The sequence below is a fragment of the Microbacterium sp. BG28 genome (genome assembly GCF_034044005.1).
Lineage (GTDB): Bacteria > Actinomycetota > Actinomycetes > Actinomycetales > Microbacteriaceae > Microbacterium.
Window position 1 is genome coordinate 280,747 of record NZ_JAXCHA010000002.1, and the last position, 24,034, is coordinate 304,780.

A 24,034-nucleotide genomic window follows, 5' to 3' on the forward strand; every position below is an offset into this window, starting at 1 on the left:
ACGTTAGTCCCATAGGGCTGTCCCACGGCTGGCATAGGAAAACCACAGAGACGACGGTCACAGTGAAGATCGCCTGTCAGAAGGAGCAACCATGAGTGACAACCAGGGCTCCCGCCCCGAATCCGAAGACTCTGTGTCCGAACCCGTCGCGCCCGCCGCATCGCCGCAGCCGGCCCCCGCGTCCGATGTGCCGACGACCCCGCCGGCCGCGGCCGCCCCTGTTGGGCCCGCGATGCCGCCGCGCCCGCCCTATCCCGCCTCGTACCCGAAGGCGCCCGCCGGCTACGGCGGCCCCGCAGCCGCGACGGGCCAGGCGTTCGGCCCCGGCGCTCAGACTGCGCCGACGCTGCCGCTCGGCGGCCCGGCACCGTCCGCCCCGGTGCGCAAGAAGTCGGCCGCTGGTCGCACGGTGGGTCTGCTCGTCGCCGCGGCCCTCGTCGGCGGCGCCGCGGGGGTCGGCGGAACCTACGCCGGCATCAGCATGTGGGGTCAGACCCAGACGACGGCGGCCAGCAGCCCCACCGTCGTGACCGTCAACGACACCCAGAAGGTCAACAACGTCACGGCCGTGGCCGCCAAGGTCCTGCCCAGCGTCGTCACGATCTCGGCCACCGCGAGCAACGGCGGCGGCACCGGCAGCGGTGTCGTCCTCTCCGCGGACGGGTACGTGCTCACCAACACGCACGTCGTGACGCTCGACGGTGCGACCGCTGACCCCACGCTGTCGGTCACGACCTCCGACGGCAAGGTCTACAAGGCCACGCTCGTCGGCACCGACCCGACGTACGACCTCGCCGTCATCAAGCTGACGGACGCGTCCGGACTGACTCCGATCGACTTCGCCGACTCGAGCAAGCTCAACGTCGGAGACCAGGCGATCGCGCTCGGCGCCCCCCTGGGCCTGGATAACACGGTCACCACGGGCATCGTCAGCGCCCTGAACCGTTCCATCGAGATCGCCTCCTCGGCGGCGCCCGATGACTCCTCCACCAAGGATGACGGCGGTCAGGGCCAGCAGGAGAGCCCATTCCAGTTCGACTTCGGCCAGGGCCAGCAGCAGCAACAGCAGCAGTCCGCGAACGCCACGATCAAGATCGCGGTGATCCAGACGGATGCAGCGATCAACCCCGGCAACTCGGGCGGTGCGCTGGTGGACTCCGACGGCAAGCTGATCGGCATCAACGTTGCCATCGCGTCCTCCGGCGGCAGCTCGTCGGGCGGTCAGTCCGGCAACATCGGTGTCGGTTTTTCGATCCCCGCCAACATTGCCCAGCGCGTGGCGGACGAGATCATCAAGGACGGCAGCGCCACGCACGGTCTGCTCGGTGCGACGGTCGCGGATGCGGCCTCGCAGAAGAACGCCACGATCCAGGGCGCCTACATCCAGGACGTGTCCTCGGGTGGCGCGGCCGCCGCTGCGGGACTGCGCTCCGGCGACATCGTCACCGAGTTCAACGGCGTTCCCGTCACCAACGCGATCGACCTCACCGCGCAGGTGCGTGCGGCGGCGGGCGGCTCCGACGCGACGTTGAGCTACGTCCGCGACGGCAAGACCGAGACGGCGAAGCTCACGCTGGGCACGCTGCAGTAGCCACACCGCTCCGACGGTTCGGACGCCACCTCGCGATAGGCTCGCGAGGTGGCGTCCTTCTCGTTCGGCGACGGCAACGCGAAGAAGCTCCTCGCCATACCGTTCTACGCGGCAGGGCGGGCTCTCACGTTGCTCGTGCCGCGAGCGCGCGGGAGGTGGGTCTTCGGATCGGCCGCGGGCATCGCCGACGGCGCCCTCGCGCTGTGGCACGAGACGGCCGCGCACGGTCACCGTGCCGTCTGGCTGATCCGCACCGACGCGCAGGCGCGGGATGCGGCGTCGCGCGGGATCCCGCACGTGCGAGCCGACTCATTGCGCGGACTCTGGCTCACGGCACGCGCCGAGGTCGTCGTCGTCACGCACGGCTTCGGCGACGTCAACCGCTACGCCGTGGCGGGGTCGTACCTCGTGCAGCTCTGGCACGGGATCCCGCTCAAGCGCATCGGCATCGACTCGCCGGAGACGCTGCGCAGTTCCCTCCTCCCCTCCTCTCGTCTCGTGCGACGTCTGCTGGCCCTCATGTACCGCAGCGCCACGCGCCGGATACGCCTCCTGCCGGCCGCGTCCCACCTCGTGCGCGGCCGCCTCGAGTCGGCGTTCTCGCTCGACGATTCGCGCGTGCCGGTCGTAGGAGAGCCTCGCGTCGACGTGTTGTCGCGGGGGAGTGCGGCCGAGCGACGGGAGAGCGCTCGTCACCGGCTCGAAGCGGTGCTCGGCCCGCTCGGCGACGACCGGCTGGTGCTGTACGCCCCGACGTGGCGCGACGGCGACGATGATCCGGCGATCCCGACGGCCGGCGACTGGGCGCGGATCACCGCCCTGCTGGACGAACACGGCGCGCGGCTGATCGTGCGCCCGCATCCCTTGGGAGCCGGAGAGTACGCCCCGCCCGAGGACAGCCCGCGTGTCCACCTGCTCGGCAGCGACCGCGTGGCCGACGTCACGCCGGTGCTCCCGGGCATCGATCTGCTCGTCACCGACTACTCTTCGCTGGCCTACGACTCCTCGCTGGTCCCGCTGCCGGTCGTGTACTTCGCGCCGGATGTCGACACCTACGCCCGACGTCGGGGCTTCTACGGCACCTACGCCGACGTCGCGGGCAAGGATATCGCCGTGGACTGGGAGGGGGCGCTCACGCAGATCGCTGCCGTGCTCTCGGACGGCAAAGCGCGCGATGCGCGGCTGGAACGTGCCAGGCGCCTGGATGCGCTCGTGCACGCGCACCGCGACGGCCGCAACGCGGAACGGGTCTATCGGGCCATCACGGCCGCCATCGGCGGCGACCCTCGGGAGGAGACCGCATGACCACGGCGGAGTGGACCACCGGGAGTGCCCCGGCGCTCGTCCTGCGGGGAACGGGTGCGCGCCCCGAACGCGTCGAGCTGGTCGGCGCCCGGGCGCGTGTCGCGGCGACGCTGACCGGCCGGGGCAAGACGTGGACGGCGACTCTGATGCTCTCCGCCTCCCGCTGGGGCGGACCGCTTCTTCCGTTGCCGAGCGGGCGTTACCGGCTGCACGTCGAGAGCGCCGGCTCAACGGAGACCCCGGAGGCCCCCGACCCTCTCGCCCTCTCGCAGCTCGGGTCGCTGCGCGCGGCGTTGACCGGGTGGGAGCTCGAGATCGGACCCCCCGTCGATCCGGCGTACGACGCCGGCGAAGCGCAGGGGGCCCTCGAGCGGCGCTATGCGACTGGGCGGGAGCCGCTGGAGGAAGCCGTCTTCTTCGAGAGCTTCTACGGGCGCAACGCCAGCTGCAATCCGCTCGCGATCGACCGCGTGCTGCGCGAACGGATCCCCGGACTCGTGCGGTACTGGAGCGTCGTCGACCTCTCCGTCGACGTTCCCGAGGGCGCGATCCCCGTCGTCGAGGGCAGTCCGGACTGGTGGCGGGCCCGCGCGGTCTCGCGCCTGCTGGTGGTCAACGACTGGATGCGTCGGCGCTACGTGCGCCGGCCGGGACAGCACGTGGTCCAGACCTGGCACGGCACGCCCCTCAAACGGCTGGCTCTTCATCGGCCGGGCTTCGATCCGCGGCGGGCCGTCGCCGTGGTGCGCGAATCGCGCCGGTGGAACGTGCTGCTGGCCCAGAACCAGTACGCGGCATCCATCCTGCGTCGCGCCTATGCGTTCGGTCGCCGACCGATCTGGGTCGAGGGGTACCCGCGCAACGACGTGCTGCGCACCGGGGATGCGGCGGGTGTCCGCGCGCGCCTCGGCATCGGCGAGGACGAACGCGTCATCCTCTACGCGCCGACCTGGCGCGACGATCGCGAGCAGATCGTCGACTTCCTCGATGCGGAGAGGCTCGCCGCGGATACCGGCGCGGTGGTGCTGGTGCGAGGTCACTCGCGCACGCTGCTGCCGGGCAGGGACGCCGAGGGGGCGCGGGTCGTCGATGTGACGGGCTTCCCCGACACCGCACAGCTACTTCTTGCCGCCGACGCGCTCGTGACCGACTATTCGTCGGTGATGTTCGACTTCACGGTCACGGGCAAGCCGGTCTACTTCTTCGTGCCCGACCTCGAGGACTACCGAGGACGCCTGCGCGGGTTCTACTTCGATCTCGCGCAGCGCGCCCCCGGACCGCTCGTGCGCACACAGGAGGAGCTGACCCGGGCTGTGGCGCAGGACACCGCGGCCTACGCCGACCGGTACGCCGCTTGGCAGCGCGCCTTCAACGCGCGCGAGGACGGCCACGCGGCCGAGCGCGTCGTCGCCCGCATCCTGGATCAGGGTCTGATCGGCGGCTGACTCACGGCAGCGGCGTGTTGCGCGATCCGAGCCGCGAGGTGTCGACGGTGTCGCGGGCGCCGCGCACGAGTCCCTGGATGAAGCCGGCACCCCACGCGAGGTGCATCGAGGGGAGGACTCCCGCCGTCCACAGCTTGTCGCGCCATCCGTTCCCGCCGCCGGGGCCCAGGGCGACGGCGACGACGAGGACCGTGTACACGACCAGGGGCAGGTAGATCGCGTTCGCGAAGAGCGCTGCGGCGCCCGACAGGACTCCGGTGAGCTGCAGCACCGCGGCCACGAAGGCGAGCGCCACGCAGGCCACGAGCACGGGCGGCGCGAAGAAGCGCAGGGAGTTGCGGCGACCGTAGCGCCGCACCAGCTCGCCGCGCCACGCGCCGGTGGCGCGGAACTGCCGCACGAGTCGCTGCCAGCTCTCGCGCGGCCAGTAGGTCACGCGCAGTGCCGGATCGAACCAGACGCGATAGCCCGCTCGGCGTATGCGGAGGTTCAGCTCCCAGTCCTCGCCGCGACGCAGGGACTCGTCGAATCCGCCGACCTCGTCGATGACCACGCGGCGCATGACGCCGAGGTAGGCGGACTCGGCGGCGCTCTCGCGCCGGCCGCCGTGATAGGCCCCGCCGCCGAGGCCGAAAGGGGAGTTGTACGCGCGGGCGACGGCACGCTGGAAGGGCGTGCGGCCGTCGGCCTGCATCACCCCGCCGACGTTCGCGGCGCGCACACGCGCGAGCGTCTCGAGAGCCCTCAGCGTGTAGCCGGCAGCGAGCTCCGAATGGGCATCGACGCGCACGATGGTCGGCAGCGTGCTGCGGGCGATCGCCAGGTTCAAGCCCGTCGGGATGTCGGCGTCGGGATTGCGGACGAGCAGGATGCGCTCGTCGTCGGCTGCGAGACGTTCGGCGATCTCGTCGGTGGTGTCGGAGGAGGGGCCCAGCGCCAGCACGAGCTCCATGGGGCCGGGGGTCTGCTGGGCGAGCACGCTCTGCACGGCGCGTTCCAGATATCCCGCCTCGTTGAGCACCGGCATGACGAACGACACCCCTGCCTCGGCGCTGGGAACCGGGGCGTCACGATGGCCCCCCGCGTCGACGTGCATCCGACGATCATCCCATGTGCGCGCTGGTTAGGCTGGAAGGATGGGCCTGGCATCAGACATCCGCAAGGCGCGGGGACTTCTCCGGAAGGTCCTCGACAACCGTTCCGCCGTCCACCAGGTGCGCACGATGCGCACCCCGCTGCCGGTCGGTCGCTTCCGGGTGGGCGTCTACTTCGCCGACGGTGCCGTGAACCTCTACCAGATGCGTCAGTGGTACAAGCCGCTCCAGAAGCTCGCCGAGACCTGGCCCGTGCTGGTGCTGAGCCGCAACGCCACCTCGGCGGCGGCGATCATGACCGAGAGCGAGTTGCCGGTCGCCTTCGTGCCGACCGTGCGCGATCTCGAGAGGGTCGTGGCCGCGCAGGGGCTGCGCGTCGTGCTGTACGTGAACCAGAACACGCGGAACTTCCAGATGTTCCGCTATGGGCACCGCTGGCACGTGTTCATCAACCACGGCGAGTCCGACAAGATGTACATGACGACGAATCAGTTCAAGGCGTATGACTACGCCCTGATCGCGGGGGACGCGGCTCGCGAGCGTCTGGGACGCGTGCTCTGGAACTACGATCTCGATGCGCGCACGATCGAGATCGGTCGGCCGCAGGCGGACCATTACTCCGGCGTGCTTCCCTACACGCCGGACGATCGCACGGTCGTTCTGTACGCGCCGACCTGGGAGGGCGATCGGCCCTCGGCGTTCTACGGATCCATCGCGACTCACGGAGAGGCGCTGGCCTCAGCCATCCTCGGCTCGGCACGCCACCGCCTCATCTACCGGCCGCATCCCCGCAGCGGCGTGGTCGATCGCGAGTACCTCGCCGCGCATCGACGCATCGTCGCCGCGATCGCCGCGGCGAACGCCGCCGACCCCACCGCGCAGCATGTCTTCGACGACGGACCGGAACTCGGCTGGCAGCTGGCGGCCGCCGACGTCGCGGTGGTGGACATCTCCGCCATGGTCTACGACCGCCTCGCGGCCGACAGGCCGCTGCTCATCACGCGGCCCGTCGATGAGCGCGCCGCGGTCGACACGAGCGGTTATCTCTCGGCATGCGAGTGGCTGGATGCTGCCGACGCCCCTCGCATCCTGGACGAGGTCGATCGCCTGGTCGGCGATCCCGACGCCGTCGCCCGCCTGGCGTACTGGGTCGATCACTACTTCGGCGACACGTCCCCGGGGGCCCCGACGGCACGCTTCCACGCGGCGATCGGGCGTCTGATGGACGAGTGGGACGAGTGGCACGCGAGAGCGGGCGGTGACGCGGACGACGCCGCGGCGCAGGCCGAGCTCGACTCGAACGTCGGCCGCGAAGAAGCCTCCTGAGTCGATCGCCCGCTCAGCGCCCCGGTAGTTCTTCGGTGGTCGAGGGATCGACGGACGTGTCGGAAGCTCGCTGCTTGCGGCGAGCGGAGCCCAGCGCCTTCGTGGCATCCCGCGTGCGCCGGGTAGCGGATCCCGCCGCCTGCGCGACGAGCCCACCGGCGCGGGCGAGGCCGCGCCCGGCGAGTCGCTCGATCGGCGCGGCTCCCGGGCGAGGCTCGAGCTCGGCGGGCAGATCGAGGGGCGGCATCCCGAACGCGCGTCGCGACGTGGTGATCACGCGTCGCCCGAGCAGATGGTTCCCGGCGCCGCCGACCGCCGCGCCCACGCCGAAGGGCAGCGCCTTGCCGACGAACGAGGCGCCGCCGCGCGCGGCGAAGCGGTGGAGGAACGAGGTCTTCAGACGGTCGACGAGCGGACCGAGCGCCGCGCGGGGCAGCGTCGTGGTGATCAGCTCTCCCCAGTACGTGCTGCGCGACGGGCCCTTGCCGCCGGCCTGCCGTGCGAGCTGGGTGACGAGGTCGATCCCCTCCTGGCCGAGGAGCAGCGTCAGCACGAGCGCGCGGGCGCGGTCGGGGTTCTCGACCGGGATCCCGTGCACCTCGGCGACCGACTGCGCGAACAATGTCGTCGTCTCCAGGAAGCCGAGAGTCTCCACGCCGCTCAGCGCCAACGTGACGCCGGTGCCGATGCCGGGGACCACGGCGGTCGCACCGACGGCTGCTCCGCCGGTGGTCACCGCCGCGAGGTATCGGCGCTCCAGCATCCGCACGATCTCGAGCGTCGTAGCGCGCGGGTGACGTACCCGGATGCTGCGAAGATGAGCCAGCACGACGGGACGCTGGACGGCGAGCACACGATCGAGGGCGCGCACCGTGAACGGGTGCTCGCTCGACCCGACGGGTGGGATCCCTCCCTGCCACGGCGACTCGTCCGGCAGGCTGTGGATGCGGTGGACCTTCTCCGGCATCCTGCGATGCTAAGTGGCCCGGCTGAACGGTGCCGGGGGATTGCGGATCAGACGAACTGGTTCGCGCGCTCCAGGTCTTCGGCGAAGTCGACCTCGACCGCGTAGAGGTCAGAGATGTCCATCGGCTCGAGGAGGAGGCCGTCGTGCTGGATGGCGAGTTCGAGTCCGCGCTCGAAGTAGTCCTGATCGTCCACGCGCGCGAGGTGGTGCATGAACGAGCGCTTGTCGGCGCGCGAGATGTAGTTGATTCCTACGGCCTCGCCGATTCCGCCGCGAACGGTCTTGGAGAGCTCCTTGATGAAGCCCTCGCTCGTGACGGTGTACTTGACCTCTTCGTCGCTCACCTTTGCGGTGTTGACGGTGACGAAGGACTGCTCGCGCTCGATGAGCGCCACCGCACGGCCCAGCACGCGCGGGTCGAACACGACGTCGCCGTTCATCCAGAGCACACCCGCCTTACCGGTGGCGGAGAGTGCGCGCAGGAGGCTCTTCGACGTGTTGGTCTGGTCGTAGCGCTCGTTGTAGACGTAGTCCGCCTCGGGGAAGGCCTCGACGATGGTCTCCGCCCGGTAGCCGACGACCGTCGTGAGCTTGGCGTCGGTGCCGAAGGCTGCGCGGATGTTGTCGTGCTGCTGGCGCATGATGCTGCGCCCGTCGTTCAGCTGGGTCAGGGGCTTCGGCAGGCTGCGGCCAAGGCGCGAGCCCATGCCGGCGGCAAGGATCACTGTCTGAAGTCTCATAAGATTCATCGCTCCTGGAGTCGAAGTTCACGGTCGGTTCACCGACGAAACACTCCTTTGTGCCGGGCCCATGGTATCCGGGCCACCTGGAAGCCCGCAGATCACCCCGCTCCCGTTGTGGATTCGTGACAATCGGTGACAGGGCCGCATCCCACCGACGGGATCGTCAGGGGCGATTGATACGTTGGAGAAGTGACCTCCACTCCTTCCGGTTCCGACGCGCCCACGCCCGACGACGGCTCCGCCGAGGAGGTCTCCGCCGCACCGAAGAAGCCGGCATCCGCGCGCCCTTCGACGCCGCGCACTCCGCGCTCCACGACCACCCGTCCGGCAGCGGGTCGCAAGCCCGCCGCGAAGAAGCCGGCGACGTCGTCGGCGGCAGCGCCCGCGCCCGCCGAGAAGGAGGCTGCGGCGCCCGCAGCTCCGAAGAAGCCCGCGGCGAAGCGGCCGACGGCAGCCAAGCGTCCCGCGGGTTCCGCCGCGGAGGATCCGGCGGCGCCGGCCGCTGCGGCGAAGAAGCCGGCTGCCGCGAAGAAGCCGGCTGCGCCCCGCAAGCCAGCCGCCCGCACGACGACCGCCCGTACCGCTGAGACCGCGCCGCGGACCGCGTCGCCGCGGACGAAGTCGGCGCAGGGAGGAGCGAAGGCGCCGCGCACGACAGCAGCCAAGACGCCGCCCGTGGCGCGGATCGACGCGCCGGTTGCGGTGGACTTCGTCATTCCGCCCAAACCGCCGCTGCCGTCGCGCCCCGCGCCGGCGGATGCGGAACGGCCCGCCGCCGTCGACGAGGTCATCGTCCCGGACGAGGCGCCGGTCGAGGCCGCATCGCCGGAGGTGCTCGACGAGGTGCCGGTCGTGACGGCGACCGATGCGGTCGCCGAGCAGGAGAGCAGACCTGAGCCCGCCGATGTGTCGTCGCCCGAGCCGGTCGAGACGCTGGACGATGTCGTGGTCGAAGAGATCGTCGACGAGGTGCCCGAGCCCGTCGTCGGGCCTCCCGCCGTCGCCGATGCCGGCGACGAGACCCCCGACGTGCCGACACCGGCGGAGGCAGAGGTCGTCGTCGTGACCGAACGTGCGGAGGATGAGGCGTCCGATCGGTTGTTCACCGAGGTCGCCGAGACGGCGGCTGCGGCGGACGAGACCCCTCTGGCGCTCGAGGTGAGGGGCCTCGCGAAGTCCTACGGCGCGACCGTCGCGGTCGCGGGCGTCGACCTCTCGGTCCCCGCCGGCACCTTCTACGGACTCGTCGGCCCGAACGGCGCGGGCAAGACCACCACGCTCTCGATGATCGCCGGGCTCCTGAAGCCGGACGCGGGCACCATCCGCGTGGCGGGCGTCGATGCGCGCACCCGGTCACGTGAGGCCAAGAGGCTGATCGGCGTGCTGCCGGATCGGCTGCGCACCTTTGATCGCCTGACCGGTCGCCAGCTCCTCTCCTACGCGGGGCTGTTGCGGGGCCTCGATGCGAACACCGTCGAGCGCCGCGCCTCCGACCTGGGACGAGCCTTCGACCTGACCGCGGCGCTGGGGCGGTCCGTATCGGATTACTCGGCGGGCATGACGAAGAAGGTCATGCTGGCCGCAGCCCTCATCCATTCGCCCCGGCTGCTCGTGCTCGATGAGCCCTTCGAGGCCGTCGACCCGGTTTCGAGCTCGGTCATCCTCGACATCCTGGGCACCTACGTGTCGCACGGAGGAACGGTTCTGCTCTCCAGCCACGGGATGGACCTGGTCGAGCGCGTGTGCGACCGTGTGGCGGTGATCGTCTCCGGTCAGGTACTGGTCGACGGCACGGTGGCCGAGGTCCGCGGCGAGCAGACGCTCGAGGCGCGGTTCCTCGAGCTCGTCGGCGGCTCGAACGAGGTGGAGGGCCTCGAATGGCTGCACACGTTCTCCGACTGAGGGCCGCTCTCCTGATCGGAGCGCTGCGCGGCGACGCCGCGGAGCGCTGGCGCGCGATCATCGCGAGTGTACTGGTGGTGGGCGGTGTCGTCGCTGCCTGCGTCGCGCAGATCGCACTGCAGGCGGTCACCGCGCAATCCGCTTTCGTGGTGACGGTCCTCGGGGGCAGCGCCGTCGCGGTCGGTTACGCGCTCGCGCCGCCCATCTCCGGCAGCCCCGACCAGCTGGACCCGCGCCGGTTCCAGACCTTCGGTCTGGAACCCAAGCCGCTGGCCGGCGCGATTCTGCTCGCGAGCGTCGTCAGCGTTCCCGTCCTGGCGCTGGCTGCGGTCGCTGTGGCGACGGCCGTGATGTGGTTCTCGCAGGACGCCGGAGCGCTCGCTGCGATCGGCCCCCTGCTCGGCCTGCTGACAGCGGTGCTGCTGACCCGCGTCGCCGCGGGCCTCGCCTCGATGTGGACGCTCCCGCGTCGATCACGTGAGCTGACCGGGCTGTTCATCCTCGCCCTGCTCGTCGTCTTCGTGCCGGTCGGGGTGTTCTTCGCCTCGCTCGACTGGGGCGACGCGGTTCCGAGCCAGCTCGACGCGGCGGCGCACGTGCTCGCGTTCACGCCGATCGGCGCGGCGTGGGCGCTGCCGGGCCTTGCCGCGATCGGCGATGTCGGCGGGCTCTGGCTCGCCGCGATCGTCGCGGTGGTCACGATCGCCCTGCTCGGGTGGGCGTGGTACGCGATCGTGCGCCGCGCGCTCACGACGATCGAGCGTCCCCTCGCCGCGCGTGAGCGCGGCGGCATGGGATGGTTCTCGGTGCTGCCCGGCACGGCCGGAGGCGCGATCGCCGCCCGCAGCCTCACCTATTGGTTGCGCGATCGTCGCTACGGCGTGAACGTGCTCGTGGTCCCGGTCGCGGCGCTGCTGACGACCATCCCGCTGCTGGTCGCGGGCGTACCCGCCGAGTACGTGGCGCTGGTGCCCGTGCCGATCATCGCGCTCTTCTTCGGCTGGTTGCCCCACAACGACGTCGCCTACGACTCCACCGCGGTGTGGATGCACGTGGCATCGGGCGTGCGCGGCATCTCGGACCGCGTCGGACGCCTCGTACCGATCCTGCTCATCGCGTTGCCGACGTTCGCCGTCGCCGTGCCTGTGGCCGTTGCGATCCACGGGCGCTGGGCGCACCTGCCGGCTCTCGCGGGTGTGACCATCAGCCTGTTCCTGTCGGGTCTGGGACTCTCCTCCATCGCTTCGGCGGCGGCGCCCTATGCGGTGTCGCGTCCGGGCGACAGCCCCTTCCAGCAGCCTCAGCGCACGGGATCTGCCGGCATCCTCTCGCAGGCGCTCGTGATGCTGGGGGCGCTCGCGGTGAGCGTGCCGACGCTCTGGTGGGCGTGGCAGGCGGTCTCCGGCGACCAGTCCTTCGGGCTCGCGGCCCTCGTGGGCGGAGCGGTGACGGGCGTCGTCGTGCTCGGGGCGGGGCTCGCGATCGGCGCGCAGGTGTTCGAGCGGCGGGAGAGCGAGCTCATGGAGTTCGCCGCCACGAGTTCCTGACCCGAGCCGCGCACACCCCTCGCGGCTACACTTGCTGACCATGAGCACCCCTGCCGACAGCCCCGACCAGGGCGGCCTCGCCACCCTCGACCGCGAGCTCGAAGAGCTCATCCGCGAAGAGACCATCGAGCCCGGCGATCACGAGCGCTTCTCGCACTATGTGAAGAAGGAGAAGATCCTCGAGTCGGCCATCACGGGCAAGCCCGTGCGCGCGCTGTGCGGCAAGAAGTGGACGCCGGGACGAGACCCGGAGAAGTTCCCGGTCTGCCCGTCGTGCAAGGAGATCTACGAGTCGCTGCAGCAGTGACGCGCAGCGCTCACAGGTAGCGGGTGGGAATGGCTGGATCCGACCGGCTGAGACCGTGCGCCGCGAGAGGGAGTTCGTCGCGGACCATCAGGTGGTGAGCGCGTGCGGCGCGGACACCCTCGGGCCCTTCGTGAGCGGCGTCGATCTCACCGTGCTCGACGAGTGGTACCTGCAGCGCGCGGGCGTCCGTGGGTTCGGCCGGTGAGTCGGCCGCGTCGATGCGGATGAGTTCCGCCTCGGCGGTTCCGCCTCGCAGGCTCCGGAAGGCCGTCTTGCGTCCGCCCGTGGAGGTCTTCTCGGCGGACGCCTTGGCGACGCTCACCCAGGTTCCGTCGACATCCTGGCGTGCGACCAGCTTGTAGACCATCCCCGCGGTGGGCGTACCCGAACCCGTGACGACGGAGGTGCCGACGCCGTAGGCATCGACGGGTGAGGCGGCCAGCGCTGCCAACGCGTACTCGTCCAGGTCGCTCGTGACGGTGATGCGCGTGTCGGTGGCGCCGAGCGCGTCGAGCTGCTCCCGCACACGCGCCGCGACGACCGGCAGATCGCCCGAGTCGATGCGCACCCCGCCGAGGCGGGTCCCCGCGACGCGGATGGCGGTCTCTACTCCTCGCTCGATGTCATAGGTGTCGACCAGCAGTGTCGTGCCGAGTCCCTGAGCGGCGATCTGCGCGCGGAAGGCGTCCTCTTCGCGCTCGTGCAGCAGTGTCCAGGCGTGTGCGGCGGTGCCCATCGTGGGGATGCCCCAGGTGCGTCCCGCCTCCAGGTTGCTCGTGGCGCCGAAGCCCGCGATGTAGGCGGCTCGCGCGGCGGCGACGGCCGAGCGCTCTCCGGCCCGCCGCGAGCCCATCTCGGCCAGCGGCCGGTCGCCGGCGGCCAGCGACATCCGCGCGGCCGCCGTGGCGACGGCGGAGTCATGGTTGAGCACGCTGAGGGCCAGGGTCTCGAGGATCACGGCCTCGAGGAAGCTGCCCTCGACGGTCAGCACCGGAGAGCCGGGGAAGTACAGCTCGCCCTCGCGGTAGCCGGTGATCGACCCGGTGAAGCGGAAATCCGCGAGGGTCGCGAGCGTGTCCGCATCCACCACGCGGTTGTCGCGCAGGTACCGCAGCTCCTCGTCGCCGAAGCGGAACTCGCGCAGCAGGGACAGCAGGCGACCGGTTCCCGCGACCACGCCGAAACGTCGCCCTCCCGCCAGACGCCGGGCGAACAGCTCGAAGACCGTGGGCCTGGAGGCGGTGCCGTCGCGCAGCGCCGCCTCGATCATGGTCAGTTCGTAGCGGTCGGTGAGCAGCGAGGTCGTCTCGGGCATGGCGGTCACTCTATCGAGCGCGGGTAGGGTGGGTGATCGTGGTGGACGACGCGCCGATCGGGATCTTCGACTCCGGAGTGGGTGGTCTGACCGTCGCTCGCGCGATCTCGCAGCTGCTACCGCGCGAATCGCTGCTCTACATCGGCGACACCGCGCGCTCGCCCTACGGCCCGAAGCCGATCGCGGATGTGCGCCGCTACTCGCTGGAGATCCTCGACACACTGGTCGAGCAGGGCGTGAAGATGCTCGTCATCGCCTGCAACACGGCGTCGGCCGCGGTGCTCCGGGATGCGCGCGAGCGCTACGACGTGCCCGTGGTCGAGGTCATCGGCCCCGCCGTGCGCACGGCGCTCGCGACGACCCGCAACAGTCGCATCGGCGTCATCGGCACGACCGGCACGATCAGCTCCGGCGCGTACCAGGACATGCTCGAGGTGAACCCGAACGTCACCGTGTTCGCGCAGGCATGCCCGCGGTTCGTCGACTTCGTCGAGGCCGGCGTCACCGGCTCGCCCGAGGTGCTGCACGTCGCCGAGGAGTACCTGGCGCCCCTGCGTCACGCCGGTGTCGACACCCTCGTGCTCGGCTGCACGCACTACCCCTTCCTCGAGGGCGCTATCAGCTACGTCATGGGTGAGGGCGTGAGTCTCGTCTCGAGCGACACCGAGACGGCGAAGGACGTCTACCGTCAGCTCGTCTCCCGTGATCTGCTGGCAGGGCCCGACGCCGTGGCCCAGCACGTCTACGAGGCGACGGGTGCGTCGGCAGACGACTTCATCCAGCTCGCGCACCGCCTCATGGGGCGCGAGGTGCGTCAGGTGCAGCTCGTGCAGACCGGCACGATCGATCTGCCCCGCACCACGGCGTCCTGACGCCGCATCCCGACCTTTCCGCATCCGCCCTACCCGAGGAGAACGATGACCGACATCACCCGCGCCGATGGGCGCACCGTCTCGCAGCTGCGCCCTGTGACGATCGAGCGCGGCTGGTCGAGCCAGGCCGAGGGCTCGGCTCTCATCTCGTTCGGCAACACCAAGGTGCTGTGCACGGCGTCGTTCACCAACGGCGTGCCGCGCTGGCTCACGGGCAAGGGCAAGGGCTGGATCACGGCGGAGTACGCGATGCTGCCGCGCGCCACGAACGATCGCAACGACCGCGAGAGCGTCAAGGGCAAGATCGGCGGTCGCACGCACGAGATCTCGCGCCTCATCGGCCGGGCGCTTCGAGCGGTCGTCGACACGAAGGCGCTCGGTGAGAACACGATCGTCATCGACTGCGACGTGCTGCAGGCCGACGGCGGCACGCGCACCGCGGCGATCACCGGAGCTTACGTCGCCCTCGCCGACGCGATCGAGTGGGGACGTCGCAAGAAGTTCATCGGGCAGAAGGCGCAGGTGCTCTTCGACTCCGTCTCAGCCGTCTCGGTCGGCATCATCGACGGTGAGCCCATGCTCGACCTCGCGTACGTCGAAGACGTGCGCGCCGAGACCGACATGAACGTCGTCGTGACCGGTCGCGGTCTGTTCGTCGAGGTTCAGGGCACCGCCGAGGGGGCGCCGTTCGACAAGCGAGAGCTCGACGCCCTGCTGGAGCTGGCGGTCGCCGGATGCGGCGAGCTGGGTCAGGCGCAGGCGGCGGCGCTCGCGGCGGGAGACGAGGCGTGACCGACCGCGTGGTGCTCGCCACGCACAACCCGCACAAGGTCGAGGAGTTCCGCCACATCGTGCAGGCGACCCGTCCCGACCTCACCGTCATCGGCTACGACGGGCCGGAACCCGTCGAGGACGGCGTGACCTTCGCGGCCAACGCGCTGATCAAGGCCCGCGCGGCAGCCGCCTACACCGGGCTTCCCGCGCTGGCCGACGACTCGGGCATCTGCGTCGACGTGCTCGGGGGAGCGCCGGGGGTGTTCTCCGCCTATTGGGCCGGACACCGTAAGGATGCCGCAGCCAACCTCGAGCTGCTGCTCGATCAGCTCTCGGACATCGCCGACCCGCACCGCACCGCGCAGTTCGTCGCCACGATCGCCCTCGTCATGCCCGGCGGTGCCGAGCACGTCGTCGAGGGCGTCTGGCCGGGGCGGCTCGCACTCGCCGCCGACGGCGCCGGTGGATTCGGTTACGACCCGATCTTCATCCCCGACGGCCAGTCGGGTGCGGAGCGCACGGTCGGCCAGTTCTCGGCCGCCGAGAAGAACGCCGCGTCGCACCGCGCTCGCGCGTTCGCAGAGCTCGGACCGCTGCTCAGCGAGCTCTGAACGGGGGAGCGAGAATCACTCTCGTTCCCGATGTCAGTGTCGACGGTCGCACTTTCACGAAAGATGACCGGCTTCCTACGTAGCCAGGTCAGCTCGTGTCCATCGATTTGGACACGCGATGAACACGGAGTAGGTGACCCCGGTTTGTCGAATCTTGACGCACCGGGCGTAAGGCTACCCGCCCTCAGCGCTGCGCATGGCGGACGCCGCCCGAGTCGGCGTCCGCCCGGTCCCAGGATCTTCTTTGCCCGTCGAGAGCGGATCAAGGCAACTGTCTGCGCATGTCAGCCGTGTAACGGGCAGTGTTGGGACACCAGTTACTCTCCGGACGGCCAGATTCGCCCTGAATGAAGCTCGCCCATTCCGGATGAGTGAAGCCGACACACGCGTTGATGAACGTGCCAGCAACCTGCCGCTCGATCATGCTGAGTAGGCCCCAAACTTCGTGCAGTCGCCCCTCGATGGTCGTGGTGAGCCGCATCGGAAGTTTCTCAACCGACGCGGTTTTGATGGTCCAGGGTTCAGTGAATGTGAAGACTCGATCACCGCTTCGGATGGCGCGGTCGGGAGCCAAGAACTCGTAGCGTGATCCGTCCCCGCCAACGCTCCCTCTGTCCGATTCAGGCTCTTCCGGTGTGGCCAAGATGGTGAACGGGGTCTTGTCGAGAACTCGCTGCTCCAATACGAGCCCGGCGCGATGCTTATCAAGATTGCTCATCTTGTTGAGCAAAAGGCCGATGCCCTCCTCGACCGGCTCGAAGCGGTAAGGCTGTACGCGGCACAGCCGATCATGGACCGCCACGGGCATGCTGGCGAGCGTTGTTCGCTTCAACCTCTCCCATTTGGCCTCCGACTCAGCCAGCGGGAAGTAGAGGTTTCGTTCATGCTCTGAGGGGACGGCGCTACCGTTTAGATGGGCAAGCTCCCAGGCCAACCCATCGAGCGCGCTTCGATAGTTATGCAGCACCTCCCCGAACAACAGGGACCAACGCCCAATCGGCGGGTCGAAGCGAAGGTGTGCCCGGAAGTTCACAGTGCGCCGGTCGGTCGAGATCTCCGCCTCGGTCTCCTCGCCAAGGGAGTCGCGGTAGGTGCCGTACTCCGTAATGATCTGCTGCGCGAGTTCCCAGGCTCTCTCCCACTTCAAGATGGGGTAGGCGCGGATGTCCACGCCGGGTCGGTAGACGCGGTCCCAGTCGGGGATGTCCTGGAGGGAGCGCCTTTTCACACGTGCATCGTGGCACACCGGGGCGCGAGTGTGGCCGGTCCCCGCAGAGATGTCGGATTCCCGCTGCATGTTCGGTCCATGCCCCTTTACGCACGAAGTAACCCTAGAATGGCGCCGCCTCGCAGTTATGCGAGCTGCGCCGTCACGGGTGCAACCCGGTCAGCTTTCCGCCATCTCGCAAGCACCCCTGCGGAACTTTTACCACTCGAACCGGGTCCTCGAGGATCGTCTTCACCTGATCCCGGACCGGGCGCGTCGTCTCGTGCCTTTGTTACTTTTGGCCCGGCGTGTCGCGCTCGAACACACATCGTCCTCAAACCATCGTTTCCGTACACCAGAGCACTAAAGGTCCGGTCTCGACGTGCTGAGGGTATGAGCGGCAGCACTAGGATCGCTGATCCTGGCGACCGCGGCATGACCAGTCCCGGACGATCAGCTTCTCGCCGCCTATCCTTTGACCGTGTCAGACCCTCTCGATCAGCCGATTCCCTCGCCACCGCCGACGGCTGCGAACGATGCGCCAAAGGTGGAGCTGGGCGAGCCACTCAGCCATACCACACCTCCAAGCCCCCAGAATCTGCCGGGCATTGAGCGCCCGGTGGAGAACCCCCAACCGGCCAAAGTGGACACAGATGATCAGTCGGCGGACGAGCCTGCGCAGGACGAGCCGCCGGCGCGAGCGAGAGAATTACCTGCACTAGAGGGTCCGCCGATCATGCACCACGGCGCTCTGCAGGGAGATGCGGGAACCGCAGACCAGGCCGAGGCTGAGGTCCGACGGGAGTTCGAGCTGGTTCCATGGATTGGGGAACGATGGCGCTGGTATGACTGGCCGTACCGCTTGCTCACGGTAGTCATTTTCGGAAGGCATGTTCGTCGCCTCTGGCCAAGCTATGTTCGTCGCGGAGCGAACAGGTTGATGAACTTGCTAGAGGCTTTCAACTACCTCCAACGGGAACGAATCTCACATCTAGACGACCCGCTCTATACTCTTCGTCTGCCTGATACGGAGAAGGTGCGGTTGCCGGTCTTCTGGTTGGTGGAGTACTACTCGCCGAGTCACGCCGCGGAGCTGCTGAAGCGGCTGTCACAGGGCAAGTGGCGTCGAGACATCTCGCGTCCAGGTGATCTGCCGCATAAGTCGTTTCGCCGGGGGCGAGACGCGAGGAATCCAGCGAGCTGGGAACATATCGCAACGTTCGTTCCCCTGACTAGCCAACTGCCCTCCTTTGCAGGCACGCGAACCAAGTTGCCGTCGGACTTCGCGAGGGTGGACCTTCAACTGATTCCTATTGGCTCGTCCCTGACCGCGGTGGTGGCAGCATTCACGCTGAACACGACCGCTGAGCACGCACTCGACTCGGCGCTTCGCGAACCGCACGACCCGCAGCTTCACTGGAGTAAGGGAACCTTGCAGGTGAGGGAACGCATGTTCGTCGGCATCCGACGCGTACAGGCCGAACGTGAGCGTTTGCACGATGCCGGGCGATCGTGGCTTGCTCGCGAGTTGCCGGGCGCGTTTGCCGAACGAGACAAGCCGCAGCACCCAGCGCTCGACCTGCTGTGGATGAATCACTATGACCCGATGGCGCCGGAGCGCAGTAGGGAGTTCTCGAACTATCCCCGCGCGCTCGGGCTGGACAACAGTCCTTTCCGTCGAACCGTGCTCCCCGAATACGAAGGAATGCGACTGGACGACTATTGGAGCGAACACGATGGCCACGAGCGCAGAGACGAGGGATGGCAACTGGTTAGCAGGCCCGACGAGCGATCAGACGGGGGCGGCGGTGGCACGACCTTGATCGGATCGTTGAATCACGTGGTGCCCGGTCTGATCACTCGACTTGGTCTGTTCGCGCTCCTCGACGAGAAGCAGGTTCAGGCTGCCCGAGCACGAGATGCGGCACACCGGCTCCATGCAAAGCGCCCGGTTGCGAGCGCTTCAGCACTGCGGAGGGCCGTCCTTAAGGGTGGTCTCGACCTGGCCACTATCGCCGATGACATTGAGGCACTCAGCGCATCCTCCTACAGATACGGCTGGACGCTTCCTGCCATCGAGATCCATAAGACCGGCGAAGGTCGTGCAGATAGCCGTCCAAACAAGAACGTGGTCCGCGGGTGGGCGAAACGACAGCGATCCTGGGCACGTGAGCTGCGACAACAAGACGCCAGCCTGACTGAGATTCTGGGGCTGTCGGCTTCCCTGTCAGCGTCTATAGACTCCATTCGTTCGCAGCGCTGGTCGCTTGCAGTGGCGCTGCTGTCTCTCGCCAGTTCGGGGATTGCCGCATACCTCGCATACGTGGCCATCTTGATTGCTCAATCGGCGCAGTGACTGCTGACTTCCGATCGAGCACGTTCAGGTGCGCTGCGCGTGTGCTTCGTTTCGCCCCGCTGTCGGTGCGATCCGAGCCGGACGACGCCGCCGAGGTGACCGTAGACCTGCATGATGTTCGCGCTCCGGGCGTCGTGCGAGCACAGGTCGATAAGCGGACGCCGATGGCAGATCGCGAGTAGGTCGGCGTCGTGTTCGGCGCTCTCGGCGGTGTACCTCGCATCTTCCGCGCACGCCGGATCATCGACCGCCAATGCATCGTGCAACTCCCTGGGCACAACACGGGGCACACGTGCATGCGTGACCCGCGATCCCATGGGCACACCGGGGAGCGAGAATCACTCTCGTTCCCGATTGCGCGCAAACCGTCTGAAGGTATGACACGGCGCCTAGCCTGGTGCCATGCACGATCACGCGCCCGCATCCGGAGTCCGCGGCGGCAGCAACCGCCGCCTGCTCGCGATCTCGCTCGGGATCACGTCGACGGTCTTCGTCGTGCAGGTGGTCGGTGCGATCCTCTCCGGGTCGCTGGCGCTGCTCGCGGACGCCGCGCACATGCTGACGGATGCGGCCGCCCTGGTCATCGCACTGATCGCCAGCGCCGTGGCGGCGCGCCCCGCCAACGACCGCCGCACCTTCGGCTATCAGCGCGCCGAGGTGTTCGGGGCGCTCGCCAACGGCGTGATTCTGCTCGGGCTCTCGCTGTGGGTCGGTGTCGAAGCCGTGACGCGGCTCATCAATCCGGCGGAGGCGGAGGTCGCCGGCGGGCTGATGCTCGGCGTGGCCGCGGTCGGTCTCATTGCGAACGCCGTCGCGATGTGGCTGCTGGGTGCGGCGCAGCGCACGAGCATCAACGTGCGCGGCGCGTACCTCGAAGTGCTCGGCGACCTGCTCGGCTCGGTCGCGGTGATCGTCGCCGCCTTAGTCATCCTGCTGACGGGTTGGCTGCCGGCCGACGCGATCGCGTCGCTGCTCATCGCCGCGATGATCGTGCCGCGCGCCATCGGCCTGCTGCGCGAGGTGGTCTCGGTGCTGAGCGAGGCGACCCCGAAGGGCGTGGAGGTCGACACGATCCGCGCCCACATCCTGGGTACGCCCGGTGTCGTCGCCGTGCACGATCTGCATGTGTGGCAGCTCACCCGCGGGGCGCCCGTGTTCACGGCGCACGTGGTGGTCGACGAGGAGGCCTACGCCACGGGCGGCGCCGCCCGCATCCTCAGCGATCTGCAGGGATGCCTCGCGAAGCACTTCGACGTGGAGCACTCGACCTTCCAGCTCGAGCCCGCCGATCACGTCGAGCACGAGGCGCACGCCTGATCACGTCTCGTCGCGCACCTCGTCGGGGCGCTTGTCCGGTCGGAGCCCACGCCAGCGCGCCTGTCGCAGCCTGCCGTCGGGCGTGACCTCGGCATAGCCGACCTCCGCCACGACCTCTGGGAGCACCCACAGCGCATCCGAGGCATCCGCGCGCGGCACATCGAGGAACGGGGACGCATCGGTCCGCAACGGCCGCAGCACTTCGTCGAGCCGGCGCAGCTCCCGCTCGCTGAAGCCCGTTCCCACCCGGCCGACGTAGCGCAGGCCCTCCGGTGAGGGAACCCCCATGAGCAGCGATCCGATGCCGCCGCGGCCGTTGCGACCCGGCCGGATCGCGCCGATCACCACTTCCTGTGCGGCGACGTGCTTGATCTTCAGCCACTGATCGCTGCGCCGGCCCGGCCGGTACGCGGACGCCGGATTCTTCACCATGACCCCTTCGAGCGAAAATGCGGTGCTCGCATCGAGTGCCGCATCCAGGTCGTCAAAGACCGGCGGCACGACCCAGGGCGTCGTCAGGTCACGGGAGAGGCCCGCGAGGTGCGTGCGGCGCTCGCGCAGCGGGAGGGCGGTGAGGTCCTCGCCGTCGAGCGCGAGCACGTCGAACACGTGCAGGTGCACGGGGACTCGCTCCGCCTCGCGTCGGATCTCCGCGGCCTTCGTCAGATGCATGCGGGACTGCAGAAGGGGAAAGCTCGGCCGTCCGCGCTCATCCAGGGCGACGATCTCGCCGTCGAGGATGCAGGCGGCGCGCCCGAGACCCGGGTCAGCGGTGAGCTCGGGATACCTGTCGGTGATGTCGGTTCCGCTGCGGGCGCGCAGCAGCATCCGCTCGCCGTCCCAGAATGCGAGGGCGCGCACGCCGTCCCACTTCATCTCCGCCCAGGGCTCGCCCCATCGTCGGGCGGCCGCCGCTGCCAGGCCGGGCGTGGAGTTCTCGGCGAGCATCGGACGCAGCCGCGCCGGCGAGAGCGCGTCCGGCCACGGCGCATCGGACACGTCGGCCGGTGCCGCGTCGTCCTTCATCCGGTGCAGGAGCCACGTCGACTTCTCGCCGTCGCCGTCGGTGCGGATGAGGGCGAGTCGTACGGTACCCAGGGGCCCGTCCGCCCGCCCCGTGACGGTGAAGATGATCTCGTCCGGTCGCCACTTCTCCGCCTCGTAGGTTCCGGTGTCCCAGATCGTCACCTCACCCGCGCCGTACTCGCCCGCCGGGATCGTTCCCTCGAAGGTGCCGTACGAGAGCGGGTGGTCCTCGGTCATGACGGCGAGGTGATTGCGCTTCGTCGTCTCCGGCACGCCCTTGGGCACGGCCCAACTCACGTACACACCGTCGCGCTCGAGGCGCAGGTCGTAGTGCAGGCGCCGGGCGTGGTGCTCCTGGATGACGAAGCGGAGCGCGCCCGCGGATGCCGGATCGGCGGCGGGATCGGAGGGAACCGGTTCGGGCGTGCGGTCGGCGGATCGCTTGGAGATGTAGGTGCGGAGCGGTTCGGCCACGCCGCGCCGGGGGCGAAGCGGCGCGAGGAGGTCGCCGTCTGTCTCGGCGCGTGCGAGCACCTGCGTCAGATCGAGCTGCGCGAGGCCGGGGTCGTCGAGCTCCTCCCAGGTACGCGGTGCCGCCACCGTCGGCCGCGCGCGTCCGCGCAGCGAGTACGGGGCGATGGTCGTCTTCTTGCCGTTGTTCTGCGACCAGTCGACGAAGACCTTGCCGGGACGCAGGGCCCGCGACATGCTGCTGACCACGAGATCGGGGTGATCGGCTTCGAGCGACCGGGCGAGCTCCTTCGCCAGTGCCGAGGCAGCCTCGCTCGTCTGGCCCGCGGGGAGCGCACAGTACAGGTGGATGCCCTTGCTGCCGCTCGTGACCGGGAAGGGTGCGAGGCCCGCATCCTTGAGGATCGCGCGCGCCCATCGCGCCACCTCGGCCACCGTGGGCAGGTCGATGTCGTCGCCCGGGTCGAGGTCGAGGACGAGCCGGTCCGGATCCGAGGGGCGCCCGTCGGCGTCGAAGCGCCACTGCGGCGTATGCAGCTCGAGGCTTGCGGTCTGCGCGAGCCAGACCAGGGTCGGAACGTCATCGACGAGCACGTAGTCCTTCGTGCCGGTGGAGTGCTCGATGCTCTGACGACGCAGCCAGACGGGCGCGCCGCGCTCGAGGTTCTTCGCGAAGAAGGGTTCGGCGTCCACGCCGTCGGGCCAGCGCTTGCGAGTCACGGGTCGGCCCTCGAGGTGGGGGAGCAGCACGGGGGCGATGCGCGCGTAGTAGTCGATGACCTCGGCTTTGGTGGTGCCGGTGGCGGGATAGAGCACCTTGTCGAGATGGCTGACGCGGATGCGGCGGCCCTCCACCTCGACGGTCTGCTCGCGTGCGGACATGGGCCCATCCTGCCGCCCGGTGCGTCCGACGCGCACCCGTTGCGCCCGCTCGCATCGGATGCAACGGGTGCGCAACCCCTAGCCCCGGCACGCCGCGCGGATGTCTACTAGGCCTATGAGGTCGATCTGGAAGGGCGCGGTCGCGTTCGGGCTCGTGAACGTGCCGGTGAAGGTGTACTCGGCGACCGAGGACCACGACGTGTCGCTGCACCAGGTGCACGCGGCCGACGGCGGCCGCATCCGGTATCAGCGAGTGTGCGAACTCGACGGCGAGGTCGTGCCGTATGCCGACATCGACCGGGCGTACGACGACGGCGACCGCACGGTCGTGCTCACGAAGGAAGACCTGGAGTCGCTGCCGGCGGAGAAGTCGCGCGAGATCTCGGTGGTCGAGTTCGTGCCCAGCGACCAGGTCGATCTGCTCACCCTTGACAAGGCCTACTACCTCGAGCCGGATTCGTCGTCGCCCAAGGCATATGTGCTGCTGCGGCGCACGCTGGAGCAGACCGACCGCACCGCCATCGTGCAGTTCTCGCTGCGCCAGAAGACGCGGCTGGCCGCGCTGCGCGTACGCGGTGACGTCCTGGTGCTGCAGACGCTGCTCTGGGCGGACGAGGTACGGGAGGCATCCTTCCCGTCGCTCGACGAGGACGTGAAGATCTCCGCCAAGGAGCTCGAGCTCTCGGCGGCGCTGGTCGACAGCTTCTCGTCCGACTTCGATCCCACCGAGTTCCGCGACGAGTATCAGGAGCAGCTGCGCACCCTGATCGAGGCCAAGCTCGAGAAGGGTGAGAGCGTCGACACCTCGGCCACCTTCGGCGAGGAGAGCGACGAGAAGGACGGCGGCGAGGTCATCGACCTCATGGCGGCGCTGCGAGCCAGCGTCGAGCGCAGCCGGGCGTCCAAGAAGGACGCGTCATCCACGAGCGACGAAAAACCCGCGGCCAAGCGGAAGAAGAGCTCGAAGGCCTCGTGA

At 69.2% G+C, this 24,034-nt stretch carries 19 protein-coding genes; 13 read left to right on the plus strand and 6 right to left on the minus strand.

Annotated elements, in window-relative coordinates; genetic code table 11:
- Nucleotides 1-91 precede the first annotated feature (91 nt).
- From SK224_RS06970 to SK224_RS06980, 3 genes are read left to right on the plus strand one after another with little or no spacing between them, the layout of a single operon-like run.
- Nucleotides 92-1,591: a S1C family serine protease gene (locus SK224_RS06970; RefSeq protein WP_320434024.1), complete on the plus strand. Its 1,500-nt coding sequence runs from the start codon at nucleotides 92-94 to the stop codon at nucleotides 1,589-1,591.
- 48 nt (nucleotides 1,592-1,639) lie between these two features.
- Entirely contained in the window at nucleotides 1,640-2,896 is a 1,257-nt protein-coding gene (locus tag SK224_RS06975) for a CDP-glycerol glycerophosphotransferase family protein (protein ID WP_320434025.1), read from the plus strand.
- Nucleotides 2,893-4,341 carry a CDP-glycerol glycerophosphotransferase family protein gene (locus tag SK224_RS06980; protein WP_320434026.1) on the plus strand — a complete coding sequence of 483 codons (1,449 nt, stop codon included), beginning with the start codon at nucleotides 2,893-2,895 and terminating at the stop codon, nucleotides 4,339-4,341. Before SK224_RS06975 ends, SK224_RS06980 begins: the two co-directional genes overlap by 4 nt.
- Before the next feature lies 1 nt (nucleotide 4,342).
- On the opposite strand, the gene SK224_RS06985 is transcribed toward SK224_RS06980, so the two are convergent.
- Nucleotides 4,343-5,437, minus strand: coding sequence for a glycosyltransferase family 2 protein (locus SK224_RS06985; protein ID WP_320434027.1), 1,095 nt, complete (start codon nucleotides 5,435-5,437; stop codon nucleotides 4,343-4,345).
- Between the two features lie 40 nt (nucleotides 5,438-5,477).
- Here SK224_RS06985 and SK224_RS06990 point away from each other — a divergent pair, with 40 nt between their 5' ends.
- Entirely contained in the window at nucleotides 5,478-6,761 is a 1,284-nt protein-coding gene (locus SK224_RS06990; protein ID WP_320434028.1) for a CDP-glycerol glycerophosphotransferase family protein, read from the plus strand.
- Between the two features lie 13 nt (nucleotides 6,762-6,774).
- Here the strand turns inward: SK224_RS06990 and SK224_RS06995 are convergent, their stop codons facing one another.
- The gene (locus SK224_RS06995) at nucleotides 6,775-7,728 is read right to left on the minus strand and encodes a hypothetical protein (protein WP_320434029.1); all 954 of its coding nucleotides are present in this window, start codon (nucleotides 7,726-7,728) and stop codon (nucleotides 6,775-6,777) included.
- A 47-nt stretch (nucleotides 7,729-7,775) separates the two neighbouring features.
- The gene (locus tag SK224_RS07000) at nucleotides 7,776-8,468 is read right to left on the minus strand and encodes an NTP transferase domain-containing protein (RefSeq protein WP_320434030.1); all 693 of its coding nucleotides are present in this window, start codon (nucleotides 8,466-8,468) and stop codon (nucleotides 7,776-7,778) included.
- A 192-nt stretch (nucleotides 8,469-8,660) separates the two neighbouring features.
- Between SK224_RS07000 and SK224_RS07005 the strand changes: the two genes are divergently transcribed.
- Genes SK224_RS07005 through SK224_RS07015 form a run of 3 tightly spaced genes read left to right on the plus strand, consistent with a single transcriptional unit; the run spans nucleotide 8,661 to nucleotide 12,227 of the window.
- Complete coding sequence (locus SK224_RS07005) at nucleotides 8,661-10,373, plus strand: ABC transporter ATP-binding protein (protein WP_320434031.1); 1,713 nt, start codon at nucleotides 8,661-8,663, stop codon at nucleotides 10,371-10,373.
- Nucleotides 10,349-11,920: a hypothetical protein gene (locus tag SK224_RS07010; protein ID WP_320434032.1), complete on the plus strand. Its 1,572-nt coding sequence runs from the start codon at nucleotides 10,349-10,351 to the stop codon at nucleotides 11,918-11,920. The genes SK224_RS07005 and SK224_RS07010 overlap by 25 nt, the downstream gene beginning before the upstream one ends.
- A 40-nt stretch (nucleotides 11,921-11,960) precedes the next feature.
- The gene (locus SK224_RS07015) at nucleotides 11,961-12,227 is read left to right on the plus strand and encodes a DUF3039 domain-containing protein (protein ID WP_137417359.1); all 267 of its coding nucleotides are present in this window, start codon (nucleotides 11,961-11,963) and stop codon (nucleotides 12,225-12,227) included.
- A 10-nt stretch (nucleotides 12,228-12,237) separates the two neighbouring features.
- Here SK224_RS07015 and SK224_RS07020 read toward each other — a convergent pair whose 3' ends face one another.
- Entirely contained in the window at nucleotides 12,238-13,542 is a 1,305-nt protein-coding gene (locus SK224_RS07020) for a nicotinate phosphoribosyltransferase (RefSeq protein ID WP_320434033.1), read from the minus strand.
- A gap of 41 nt (nucleotides 13,543-13,583) precedes the next feature.
- Here SK224_RS07020 and murI point away from each other — a divergent pair, with 41 nt between their 5' ends.
- From murI to rdgB, 3 genes are read left to right on the plus strand one after another with little or no spacing between them, the layout of a single operon-like run.
- Nucleotides 13,584-14,414, plus strand: coding sequence for a glutamate racemase (gene murI, locus SK224_RS07025; protein ID WP_320434730.1), 831 nt, complete (start codon nucleotides 13,584-13,586; stop codon nucleotides 14,412-14,414).
- Nucleotides 14,415-14,459: 45 nt separating this feature from the next.
- A complete protein-coding gene (gene rph, locus SK224_RS07030; RefSeq protein ID WP_309736447.1) occupies nucleotides 14,460-15,206 on the plus strand; it encodes a ribonuclease PH in 747 nt (248 codons plus the stop codon).
- The gene (gene rdgB / locus SK224_RS07035) at nucleotides 15,203-15,799 is read left to right on the plus strand and encodes an RdgB/HAM1 family non-canonical purine NTP pyrophosphatase (RefSeq protein WP_320434034.1); all 597 of its coding nucleotides are present in this window, start codon (nucleotides 15,203-15,205) and stop codon (nucleotides 15,797-15,799) included. The genes rph and rdgB overlap by 4 nt, the downstream gene beginning before the upstream one ends.
- A 262-nt stretch (nucleotides 15,800-16,061) precedes the next feature.
- Here the strand turns inward: rdgB and SK224_RS07040 are convergent, their stop codons facing one another.
- Nucleotides 16,062-17,096 (minus strand): hypothetical protein, encoded by a 1,035-nt coding sequence (locus SK224_RS07040; RefSeq protein ID WP_320434035.1) that lies wholly within the window; start codon nucleotides 17,094-17,096, stop codon nucleotides 16,062-16,064.
- A 391-nt stretch (nucleotides 17,097-17,487) separates the two neighbouring features.
- Here SK224_RS07040 and SK224_RS07045 point away from each other — a divergent pair, with 391 nt between their 5' ends.
- Together SK224_RS07045 and SK224_RS07050 are read left to right on the plus strand one after the other, a co-directional pair.
- Nucleotides 17,488-19,362: a hypothetical protein gene (locus tag SK224_RS07045; RefSeq protein ID WP_320434036.1), complete on the plus strand. Its 1,875-nt coding sequence runs from the start codon at nucleotides 17,488-17,490 to the stop codon at nucleotides 19,360-19,362.
- 402 nt (nucleotides 19,363-19,764) lie between these two features.
- Nucleotides 19,765-20,679 carry a cation diffusion facilitator family transporter gene (locus SK224_RS07050; protein WP_320434037.1) on the plus strand — a complete coding sequence of 305 codons (915 nt, stop codon included), beginning with the start codon at nucleotides 19,765-19,767 and terminating at the stop codon, nucleotides 20,677-20,679.
- Here the strand turns inward: SK224_RS07050 and SK224_RS07055 are convergent, their stop codons facing one another.
- Nucleotides 20,680-23,058, minus strand: a complete 2,379-nt coding sequence (locus SK224_RS07055; protein ID WP_320434038.1) for an ATP-dependent DNA ligase — start codon at nucleotides 23,056-23,058, stop codon at nucleotides 20,680-20,682. It abuts the gene before it with no gap.
- A gap of 115 nt (nucleotides 23,059-23,173) precedes the next feature.
- On the opposite strand from SK224_RS07055, the gene SK224_RS07060 reads away from it, so the two are divergent.
- Nucleotides 23,174-24,034, plus strand: coding sequence for a Ku protein (locus tag SK224_RS07060; RefSeq protein ID WP_320434039.1), 861 nt, complete (start codon nucleotides 23,174-23,176; stop codon nucleotides 24,032-24,034).

What these genes read in the sequence shown, in the direction of transcription:
- SK224_RS06970 (WP_320434024.1), top strand. Translation starts at nt 92, where the DNA reads ATGAGTGACAACCAGGGCTCCCGCCCCGAATCCGAAGACTCTGTGTCC.
- SK224_RS06980 (WP_320434026.1), top strand. Translation starts at nt 2,893, where the DNA reads ATGACCACGGCGGAGTGGACCACCGGGAGTGCCCCGGCGCTCGTCCTG.
- SK224_RS06985 (WP_320434027.1), bottom strand. Translation starts at nt 5,437, where the DNA reads ATGCACGTCGACGCGGGGGGCCATCGTGACGCCCCGGTTCCCAGCGCC.
- SK224_RS06990 (WP_320434028.1), top strand. Translation starts at nt 5,478, where the DNA reads ATGGGCCTGGCATCAGACATCCGCAAGGCGCGGGGACTTCTCCGGAAG.
- SK224_RS06995 (WP_320434029.1), bottom strand. Translation starts at nt 7,728, where the DNA reads ATGCCGGAGAAGGTCCACCGCATCCACAGCCTGCCGGACGAGTCGCCG.
- SK224_RS07000 (WP_320434030.1), bottom strand. Translation starts at nt 8,468, where the DNA reads ATGAGACTTCAGACAGTGATCCTTGCCGCCGGCATGGGCTCGCGCCTT.
- SK224_RS07010 (WP_320434032.1), top strand. Translation starts at nt 10,349, where the DNA reads ATGGCTGCACACGTTCTCCGACTGAGGGCCGCTCTCCTGATCGGAGCG.
- SK224_RS07015 (WP_137417359.1), top strand. Translation starts at nt 11,961, where the DNA reads ATGAGCACCCCTGCCGACAGCCCCGACCAGGGCGGCCTCGCCACCCTC.
- SK224_RS07020 (WP_320434033.1), bottom strand. Translation starts at nt 13,542, where the DNA reads ATGCCCGAGACGACCTCGCTGCTCACCGACCGCTACGAACTGACCATG.
- rph (WP_309736447.1), top strand. Translation starts at nt 14,460, where the DNA reads ATGACCGACATCACCCGCGCCGATGGGCGCACCGTCTCGCAGCTGCGC.
- SK224_RS07040 (WP_320434035.1), bottom strand. Translation starts at nt 17,096, where the DNA reads ATGCAGCGGGAATCCGACATCTCTGCGGGGACCGGCCACACTCGCGCC.
- SK224_RS07050 (WP_320434037.1), top strand. Translation starts at nt 19,765, where the DNA reads ATGCACGATCACGCGCCCGCATCCGGAGTCCGCGGCGGCAGCAACCGC.
- SK224_RS07055 (WP_320434038.1), bottom strand. Translation starts at nt 23,058, where the DNA reads ATGTCCGCACGCGAGCAGACCGTCGAGGTGGAGGGCCGCCGCATCCGC.
- SK224_RS07060 (WP_320434039.1), top strand. Translation starts at nt 23,174, where the DNA reads ATGAGGTCGATCTGGAAGGGCGCGGTCGCGTTCGGGCTCGTGAACGTG.